Below are 8,329 nucleotides of genomic sequence, written 5' to 3'. Positions count from 1 at the left end.
CATCCCTGGGTGGTGCTGGTTTTTGCGGCCCTGATGGTGCTGCTGGCCTTGTCGATGTTCGGCCTGTATGAGTTGCAGTTGCCGGCTTCGGTGCAAAGCTGGCTGGGGGCAGGCTCCAACAAGTTGCCGGGCGGCAAGTTCATCAGCGTGTTTGCGATGGGCGTGGTGTCGGCCCTGGTGGTCAGCCCCTGCGTGTCCGCACCGCTGGCGGGGGCTTTGCTCTACATCAGCCAGACGCACGATGTGGTGCTGGGTGGCGCCGCCTTGTATGCCATGGCCTGGGGCATGAGCGTGCCCCTGCTGCTCGTGGGTTTGTCTGCGGGCAGCCTGTTGCCGCGTACCGGTCCCTGGATGAAGGCGGTCAAGGCCCTGTTCGGCGTGCTGATGCTGGGTATGGCCGTGTGGGTGGCGCGGCCGGCCTGGCCGTATCTGCAATCCCTGGCAGGCGCTGCACCGGCGGCCTCCGTGCGCCACAGCGCCTTGCCGTTCGAGCGTGTGCGCACGGTGGCCGAACTGGACGCTGCCCTGGCTCAGGCCAAAACGCAAGGCAAACCGGTGATGCTGGATTTCTATGCCGACTGGTGCACTTCCTGCCTGGAGATGGAGCACGAGACTTTCTCGGATCCGCAGGTGCAGGCGCGCCTGAGGGGGGCGGTGCTGCTGCAGGCCGACGTGACCGTCAACACGGCGGATGATCGCGCCCTCTTGCAGCGCTTCAAGCTTTTCGGCCCGCCGGGGATCATCTTCTTTGATGCGCAGGGCCAGGAACGCACTGCAGCCCAGGTGGTCGGTTTCCAGAAGCCGCAGGATTTCCTGCGCAGCCTTCAGCAAGCCGGGTTGTGAACCATTCCGAGCGTAATGGGAGGATAATCGCGCCCGTGAAGTCAGCCAGACCGCCGCTGGTGCAAGGATCGAAAGGTCGCACTGGAGGAAGGTCCGGACTGCACAGGGTAGCGTAGGAGGTAACACCTCTCCACCGCAAGGTGAGGATCAGAGCAACAGAGACGAGTCCGGACGGGTTCCGCTGCGGGTGGTCTGTGAGGCGTCGGCGTCAGCCGACGGCCCTTGCGCAAGCAAGGGCTCGTGCGAAAGCACGAACCGAGCAGCACCCCAGGCGGGCAAAACCCGCCTGGGGTGAAACGGGCAATCTCTACGCGCAGCAACACCAAATAGGCACACATTGACCTGTCCCGGGGAGTGTGCGGGTAGGTGGCATCGAGCCGTTCTGGCGACAGGCGGCCCAGAGGAATGGCGGTCACAGCTCAGCGTCGCGAGACACGGGGCTGCACAGAATCCGGCCTATCGGCTGACTTCACACTTTTTTCACATCGCAGGCATTCAAGTTCGGCGTTTTACTGGCCGAAATCTCCGTCGTATTGCGGAGAGTCGATCATGATGGATGCGTTGCGTGTACGTTTGGCCCAAGTCTTCACCCTGGCTGCCAGCATGGCCCTGGTCATGGGCGCCTATGCGGCAGACGGGCATGGGCATGGGGATGCGCCTGCCGACGGCGGTGACGCCAAGGAGGCGAGCATCAAGCCCTCGCTCAAACCCAATCTGAAGGCCGAGGCGCAGAACGCCGAAGGTCGCCGGGCCGAAGGTCGATCCGACGAGCGTGCGTCCGAGCCCAGAGGCGAGTCTGCTCGCAAGGGGGAGGGCCGAGGCGAGGCCCGGGACAACCGGCGCGAAGCGCCCTCACGCAGCGAGAGCGCATCGGATGCGCGCTCCAACGTCTCCATGGCCGAGTTGCGCGATCTGATCGATCAGAAGATTGCCGAGGTGCGCACCAAGCGTGAGCCCGCCCCTGTGGTGCGGTTGAGGCCCAAGCCCGTGACCAAGGCTCGCCCGGCACCTGGGCACGGGGCCGTGGCCACCAATGATGCGCACGGCGCCCTGCTGCCTCAGGATCCCCATGGTGTCCCAGGTGGCAAAGCAGGTGCCGGTTCCCATTCCCCCAACCCCAATGGCCACGATGTGCACTGGGCCTACAGCGGTGATACCGGTCCCGAGAGCTGGGGGCGCCTCAAGCCCGAGTTCCAGCAATGCATGCTGGGCAAGCGTCAGAGCCCCATCGACATCCGCGAGGGCATTCCCGTTCAACTGGACCCCATCCAGTTTGACTACCGTCCTTCCAACTTCCGCGTGATCGACAACGGCCATACCGTGCAGGTCAACGTGGAGCCGGGCAATGGCATCACCGTGATGGGGCGCCGCTACGAGTTGCTGCAATTCCACTTCCATCGCCCCAGCGAAGAGCGCATCAATGGCCGCCAATACGAAATGGTGGCCCACCTGGTGCACAAGGACATGGATGGCAAGCTGGCCGTGGTGGCCGTGCTGATGGACCAGGGCAAGGCCCACCCCGTGGTGCAGCAGGTCTGGAACAACCTGCCGCTGGAGAAGAATTCGGAGCAAGGCGCCTTGAGCCAGATCGACCTGAGCCAGTTGCTGCCCGAGCAGCGCCAGTACTACACCTATATGGGCTCGCTCACCACGCCACCATGTTCGGAGGGTGTGCTGTGGATGGTGATGAAGCAGCCGGCAGGCATCTCGCGCGAACAGATCGGGGTGTTCTCCAAGCTGTACCCGATGAACGCCCGCCCGGTGCAGTCGGCTGCCGGACGCCTGATCAAGGACGGGCAGTAAGTCCGTCTGCCAGCCGTTACCCCTGTAGCAAATACCCGGCTGTCTTTGGTTCATTAATCGAATACCATGCGTTATCTGGGTGGCGTTGTTCGCCTGGATCATCAGATTAATAAACCAAAGGGAAAAACATGCTTCAAGCTCAGGGGCGACGTGCGCGCGCCATCCTCAAATCCAACCTCGCCGCCACGGTGCTGTTCGCACCACTTATGGCGTCTGCGCAGTTCTCGCTGGTCAGCCAGAGCGCACATGTCGAGGCGTATGCATACCCAGGCTACGCGGTCGACGACACCGCCCCGACTGGCGCCACAGGCAATCTGTCACTTCATGTCATTGCGGGTGACTACAACACCGTGACCAGCAATGCGAACGTGGACACCACGGTGGAGTCCGGGCGCATCGGCCTCAGTGTCGGCGTCGGGGGGAGCAGTTTTGATCGCAATTTCGCCTGGACCTGTGGCACGACGTACTACAGCGGGGATTGCGTCAGGCCAAGTGCCACGTCAACCGCTCGGGGCGAGTTGTACTTTGACGTGAGCCAGTCCACGCAAGTCGCTGTGGATGTGTGGAGCGCCTATTCCGGCTATACCAGCGGCCGAGGATTTCCCTTCGCATTCGAGAAGCTGGCGGCCGATGGCAACTGGGTGTCCGTGGGTGCACCGGGGCAAGTGAAGGTCATTCAGGACTACCCAGGGTTTCGTAACAACTTTACGGGCGAACTGGCGCTTGACGAGGGCCACTATCGGATGGCTGCCTCCTACTACGGGAGCAATGTCTGGGGCGCGCCAAGCTATTCCTGGGGAGGCGCCTACATCAAGCTGACGGCGGTGCCTGAAGCGGGCTCCATGGTGATGATGGGCATGGGCTTGATGGCTTTGTCTCTTTTGAAGCGAGGCAAGCGGCGTCAGGCTCGTACGGCGGCCTGAAGTCAGTAAACGCGCCCGCCCTTGATCTGGGCGTGCGTGCGGCGTGACAGGTCGGTGGCCTTGGCCATCTGCGCCATCGCATGCCCGGCATGCGCGTGGCAGATGGCCAGCCCCAGCGCATCGGCGGCATCGTTGTGCGGTTCGCGCGGCAGGTTCAGCAGGCGCATGACCATGTGCCGGATCTGGGCCTTGGCTGCGTGACCATGGCCGACCACCGCCTTTTTCATCTGCAAGGCGGTGTACTCCGCCACCGACGGCGATGCCGGCGTGGACAAGAGGCCGGCAATGGCCGCACCCCGTGCCTGGCCCAGCAGCAGCGTGGACTGCGGGTTCACGTTCACGAACACGATTTCGACCGAAGCCTGCTGGGGCTCATAGCGGCCCACCACCTCACGCACGCCTTCGAAGATCAGCTTCAGGCGCGTGGGCAGATCCCCTTGTGCGGCCTCTTTGGTCTTGATGGTGCCGCTGGCCACGTAATGCAGGCGAGGGCCATCGGATTCGATGACGCCAAAGCCGGTGGTCTGCAGACCGGGGTCGATGCCGAGGATGATCACGTTGGAGCCGAGACGGTTCGGAAAAAATGCGTGTGCGCCACTCTAACCGAGGCCTTCATCAATGGCGCAACTCGATGCTTTGCAGGCGACGTGTCCGCCCGAGATCTTCGTCGAAGCCGAATACATCGATCCCGACTTTGCCGCTGCGGTGGACGCGAACCTGCGCCCAGGCGTAGAAGCGATCAAATGGCTGGCGGCCCATCGCATCGGCCTTGACGTCAAAAGGCGAACCGCCCGAGCCCAAGATGACTTGCCAGGCCTGGCTGCGTTGTCCATCTGGTTTGATGGGTTGGCGCATGTTGAACACATGCTGGTGTCCACAGAAGTAGGTGGCCAGGTGTTGTTCGATCACAGCCCAGAAGGCATCACGTGCAGCAGGCACCATGTCCAGGCCGTTGGCGCGGCCCTGGTTGCCGGCGAAGTCGTAGCTGAAGGCGGGCTTGTGCCCGAAAACGAAGAGGTGTCGGGCGCCGCGCTGGCGGGCGGCAGACAGATCCCTGGCCAACCAGGCCGTGGGGGCGGTGCTGTCCGCGTCTGCCGGGTCCGTGTTGATGATGGCGAAGTGATGCTGGCCGATGTCGAAGCTGTAGCTCAGTTGATGTTGGGGCGAACTCAGCTGATCCAGCGTGGCGTGGTCGTCCACATCGATGTGATGGACGCGTTGATCAGGCGGCAGGACGGCTTGCAGACGCGGCACGTCGAGGATGAGATCGCCCATGTTGGCGCGCCAGGCCGCCTCGTTGGCGGCGATCGCATTCTTGCCGCCTCGCCGTGTTTTCAGGTCCTGCCCGCTGGCATCGGTGCAGACCGTGCCGGCACTGCTGCGGCATTGCACTTCGTGGTTGCCAGCCACTGGCACGACGTAGGTGCCTTGTGCCATCAGCGGCGTGACCATGCCACGCCAGAAAGCGTACTGAACGTGATGCCGAACCAGCCCAGAGGCCAGTACGGTATCGACGTCGGTGGCCGAGACCGGGCCGGCATTCCCGTAGCCCATGATCATGTCGCCATTGAAGAACAACAGGTGTGGGCGCGCCTGACCCATCTCCTTGAGGATGCGGGCCCAGGCCTGGCTGTTTTGCAGCCACAGGCGGTCTTGCGCCGTGGCGGCCAGGTCCGGCTCCTGCCTTGAATCGCCCACGGTGCTGAAGCGTAGGACAACGGGGTCATGGCCGGAGCTTGTGCGCCCCTGGCTCACCAGGGGCAGGGCGAGCAGCAGGCCGAGAAGAGGCACTTGGACGATGGCAGCGAGCAGGCGGAGCATCCCAGGATCTTAGCGATCTATTGGCCGGCGCCCCGAATGCGAAACGGCCCCGAAGGGCCGTTGGTCATCCAAGTAGGAGCCGCACTGGCTCTACATCAATGCGATCAATGACGGAAGTGACGTGTACCCGTGAACACCATGGCGATACCACGTTCGTCGGCGGCGGCGATCACTTCATCGTCGCGCATCGAGCCACCGGGATGGATCACGCAGGTCGCGCCAGCGTCCACCACCACGTCCAGGCCATCGCGGAACGGGAAGAAGGCGTCCGACGCCACGGCTGTGCCTTGCAGGGTCAAGCCAGCGTGGCCAGCCTTGATCGAGGCGATGCGGGCCGAGTCCAGGCGGCTCATCTGGCCGGCGCCCACGCCCATGGTCATGCCGTCCTTGCAGAACACGATGGCGTTGCTCTTGACGAAGCGGGCCACGGTCCAGGCAAACAGCATGTCCTTGAGTTGTTGCTCGGTGGGTTGCAGCTTGGAGACGACCTTGATGTCGCCCACCAGGTCGATGTTGTCAGCCGATTGCAGCAGCATGCCCCCGCCCACGCGCTTGAAGTCCAGTGCGTTGGACAGGCCACGTGTGGCATCGGTCAGGGGCACTTCCAGCAGGCGCACGTTCTGCTTGGAGGCATAGGCGGCGCGGGCAGCGTCGGTGAACTTCGGTGCGATCACCACTTCCACGAACTGCTTGTTGGCGTTGATGGCTTCGATCACATCGGCGTCCACCGTGCGGTTGAAGGCCATGATGCCGCCGAAAGCCGAGGTCGGGTCGGTCTTCAGGGCCTTGGAATAGGCTTCCAGCGGGCCGGCACCGATGGCCACGCCGCAGGGGTTGGCGTGCTTGATGATCACGCAGGCAGGCACGTCAAAGGCCTTGACGCATTCCCAGGCCGCATCGGCGTCAGCAATGTTGTTGAAGGACAGTTCCTTGCCTTGAATCTGCGTCCAGTTGGCCAGGGTGCTGACCACGGGCGAAGCTTCACGGTAGAAGGCTGCCGACTGATGCGGGTTCTCGCCGTAACGCATGCCCTGCACCTTTTGCAGTTGCAGGTTGAACACGGCGGGGTAGGCTTCCTTGGCGGGCACGGCTTCGGTCTTCAGCTCCGAGCCGGCTTCCAGCGAGGTCAGGTAGTTGGTGATCATGCCGTCGTAGGCGGCGGTGTGCGCGAACACCTTCTTGGCCAGCATGAACTTGGTCGAACGGGTGATGCCGTCAGCCTTCATCTCGGACAGCACCTGCTCGTAGTCCACCGGATCAATGATCACGGCCACGTCCTGCCAGTTCTTGGCGGCCGCGCGCAGCATGGTGGGGCCGCCGATGTCGATGTTCTCGATGGCGTTTTCCAGCGTGCAGTCAGCCTTGGCGGTGGCTTGCGCGAAGGGGTAGAGGTTGACCACCAGCATGTCGATGGTCTCGATGCCGTGTTCCTTCAGGGCAGCCATGTGCTCGGGCAGATCGCGGCGGGCCAGGATGCCACCGTGCACGCGCGGGTGCAGGGTCTTGACGCGGCCGTCGAGCATCTCGGGGAAGCCGGTCACTTCCGACACTTCGGTCACGGGCAGGCCCTTTTCAGCCAGCAGCTTGGCGGTGCCACCGGTGGACAACAGGCGCACGCCCTGGGCGTTCAGGGCCTGGGCAAATTCAACGATGCCGGTCTTGTCGGACACGGACAGCAAAGCGGTCAAAGCCATGGTTTTTCCTTCAGTTCAAAAATGTCACTTGATGAGCTTGTGCTCGAGCAGCTTGCGACGCAGGGTGTTGCGATTGATGCCCAGCCACTCGGCGGCCTTGGACTGGTTGCCCTCGGCACGTTGCATCACCACCTCCAGCATGGGGCGCTCCACCGCGTTGACGACCATGTCGTACACGGCGTTGGGCTCGGCGCCACGCAAGTCATGGAAGTAACCTTCCAGGTTGTCTCGGATGCAGTCTTGGATGTTCTTCTTGCTCATGATGCTCGGGTCAGTTCGCCGCACAGGAAGCAGCGCGGGCTTCCTGGGCGTCGTCTTCTTCGTCGATGGCGAGCGCCGCTTCCGGCAGGCGGTCGTGGTGCAGGCCGAGTTCGTCGAAGAAATGGGTCACGGCCTGGATCTGGCTGTCGATGCTGTCCAGGGTGTTCATGTGGGCACGGAAGTCTTCACCACCGGGCAGGGCGCGAACCGCCCAGCCGATGTGTTTGCGTGCCGTGCGCACGCCGGCGAATTCGCCGTACAAACCATAGTGTTCGTGCAGGTGCTCGATCAGCCACTGCCTGACTTGCAAGGTCAGGGGACGAGCGCGGTGCGTGCCGGTGGCCAGGTAGTGGGCGATGTCACCGAAGATCCAGGGGCGGCCTTGCGCGGCGCGGCCCACCATGATGGCGTCTGCGCCGGTGAGTTGCAGCACCAGCCGGGCTTTTTCGGGTGAGGTGATGTCGCCGTTGGCCACCACGGGCACCTTCACCGCGGCCTTGACGGCGGCGATCGTGTCGTACTCGGCCTGACCCTTGTAGCCCTGCTCTCGGGTGCGGCCGTGCACGGTCAGCATGGCCACACCGGCACTTTCGGCGGCGCGGGCAATGCGCACCGCATTCTTGTTTTGCTGGCTCCAGCCGGTACGCATCTTCAAGGTCACCGGCACGTTGTGGGGGGCACAGGCGGCCACGACGGCCTCCACGATCTCCAGTGCCAGGGCCTCGTCCTGCATCAGTGCCGAGCCAGCCCACTTGTTGCACACCTTCTTGGCGGGGCAACCCATGTTGATGTCGATGATCTGGGCGCCGCGGTCGATGTTGTAGGCGGCAGCTTCGGCCATCATGGCCGCATCGGTGCCGGCGATCTGCACGGAGATGGGCGCCGTTTCACCCTCGTGGTTGGCGCGCCGCGAGGTCTTGAGCGAGTCCCACAAATCCGGTCGACTGGTCACCATCTCACTCACCGCATAACCCGCCCCCAGGC

The 8,329-nt window shown here is 63.5% G+C and carries 8 protein-coding genes and 1 other RNA gene; 4 read left to right on the top strand and 5 right to left on the bottom strand.

What is annotated here, in order from left to right; all coding sequences use genetic code 11:
- From VFW93_RS13485 to VFW93_RS13470, 4 genes are all read left to right on the top strand, one after another.
- Window positions 1-843: thioredoxin family protein (locus VFW93_RS13485; protein ID WP_329694503.1), on the top strand; the 843-nt coding region annotated here is incomplete at its 5' end.
- 37 nt (window positions 844-880) lie between these two features.
- An RNA gene (gene rnpB, locus VFW93_RS13480) (RNase P RNA component class A) lies at window positions 881-1,318 on the top strand.
- Window positions 1,319-1,392: 74 nt separating this feature from the next.
- Entirely contained in the window at window positions 1,393-2,646 is a 1,254-nt protein-coding gene (locus tag VFW93_RS13475) for a carbonic anhydrase family protein (RefSeq protein ID WP_329694502.1), read from the top strand.
- A 128-nt stretch (window positions 2,647-2,774) separates the two neighbouring features.
- A complete protein-coding gene (locus VFW93_RS13470) occupies window positions 2,775-3,569 on the top strand; it encodes a PEP-CTERM sorting domain-containing protein (RefSeq protein ID WP_329694501.1) in 795 nt (264 codons plus the stop codon).
- A 2-nt stretch (window positions 3,570-3,571) separates the two neighbouring features.
- On the opposite strand, the gene ruvC is transcribed toward VFW93_RS13470, so the two are convergent.
- The 5 genes from ruvC to dusB all read right to left on the bottom strand — a co-directional run bounded on the left by ruvC (window position 3,572) and on the right by dusB (window position 8,327).
- Window positions 3,572-4,126 carry a crossover junction endodeoxyribonuclease RuvC gene (gene ruvC, locus VFW93_RS13465; RefSeq protein ID WP_329694500.1) on the bottom strand — a complete coding sequence of 185 codons (555 nt, stop codon included), beginning with the start codon at window positions 4,124-4,126 and terminating at the stop codon, window positions 3,572-3,574.
- Window positions 4,127-4,184: 58 nt separating this feature from the next.
- Window positions 4,185-5,390: a metallophosphoesterase family protein gene (locus VFW93_RS13460; protein WP_329694499.1), complete on the bottom strand. Its 1,206-nt coding sequence runs from the start codon at window positions 5,388-5,390 to the stop codon at window positions 4,185-4,187.
- Between the two features lie 104 nt (window positions 5,391-5,494).
- Window positions 5,495-7,084: a bifunctional phosphoribosylaminoimidazolecarboxamide formyltransferase/IMP cyclohydrolase gene (gene purH, locus VFW93_RS13455; protein WP_329694498.1), complete on the bottom strand. Its 1,590-nt coding sequence runs from the start codon at window positions 7,082-7,084 to the stop codon at window positions 5,495-5,497.
- Window positions 7,085-7,108: 24 nt separating this feature from the next.
- Complete coding sequence (locus VFW93_RS13450; RefSeq protein ID WP_290676079.1) at window positions 7,109-7,345, bottom strand: Fis family transcriptional regulator; 237 nt, start codon at window positions 7,343-7,345, stop codon at window positions 7,109-7,111.
- 10 nt (window positions 7,346-7,355) lie between these two features.
- Window positions 7,356-8,327: a tRNA dihydrouridine synthase DusB gene (gene dusB / locus VFW93_RS13445; RefSeq protein ID WP_329694497.1), complete on the bottom strand. Its 972-nt coding sequence runs from the start codon at window positions 8,325-8,327 to the stop codon at window positions 7,356-7,358.
- Window positions 8,328-8,329: the final 2 nt, after the last annotated feature.

This window comes from Aquabacterium sp. (assembly GCF_036279675.1).
Taxonomy (GTDB): Bacteria; Pseudomonadota; Gammaproteobacteria; order Burkholderiales; family Burkholderiaceae_C; genus Aquabacterium.
The sequence above is the reverse complement of the archived record's forward strand: the minus strand, read 5'-3'. Positions and strand labels throughout refer to the sequence as shown.

Excerpts from the sequence above, each read along its gene's own strand:
- VFW93_RS13475 (WP_329694502.1), top strand. The coding sequence starts at position 1,393 with ATGATGGATGCGTTGCGTGTACGTTTGGCCCAAGTCTTCACCCTGGCT.
- VFW93_RS13470 (WP_329694501.1), top strand. The coding sequence starts at position 2,775 with ATGCTTCAAGCTCAGGGGCGACGTGCGCGCGCCATCCTCAAATCCAAC.
- VFW93_RS13460 (WP_329694499.1), bottom strand. The coding sequence starts at position 5,390 with ATGCTCCGCCTGCTCGCTGCCATCGTCCAAGTGCCTCTTCTCGGCCTG.
- purH (WP_329694498.1), bottom strand. The coding sequence starts at position 7,084 with ATGGCTTTGACCGCTTTGCTGTCCGTGTCCGACAAGACCGGCATCGTT.
- VFW93_RS13450 (WP_290676079.1), bottom strand. The coding sequence starts at position 7,345 with ATGAGCAAGAAGAACATCCAAGACTGCATCCGAGACAACCTGGAAGGT.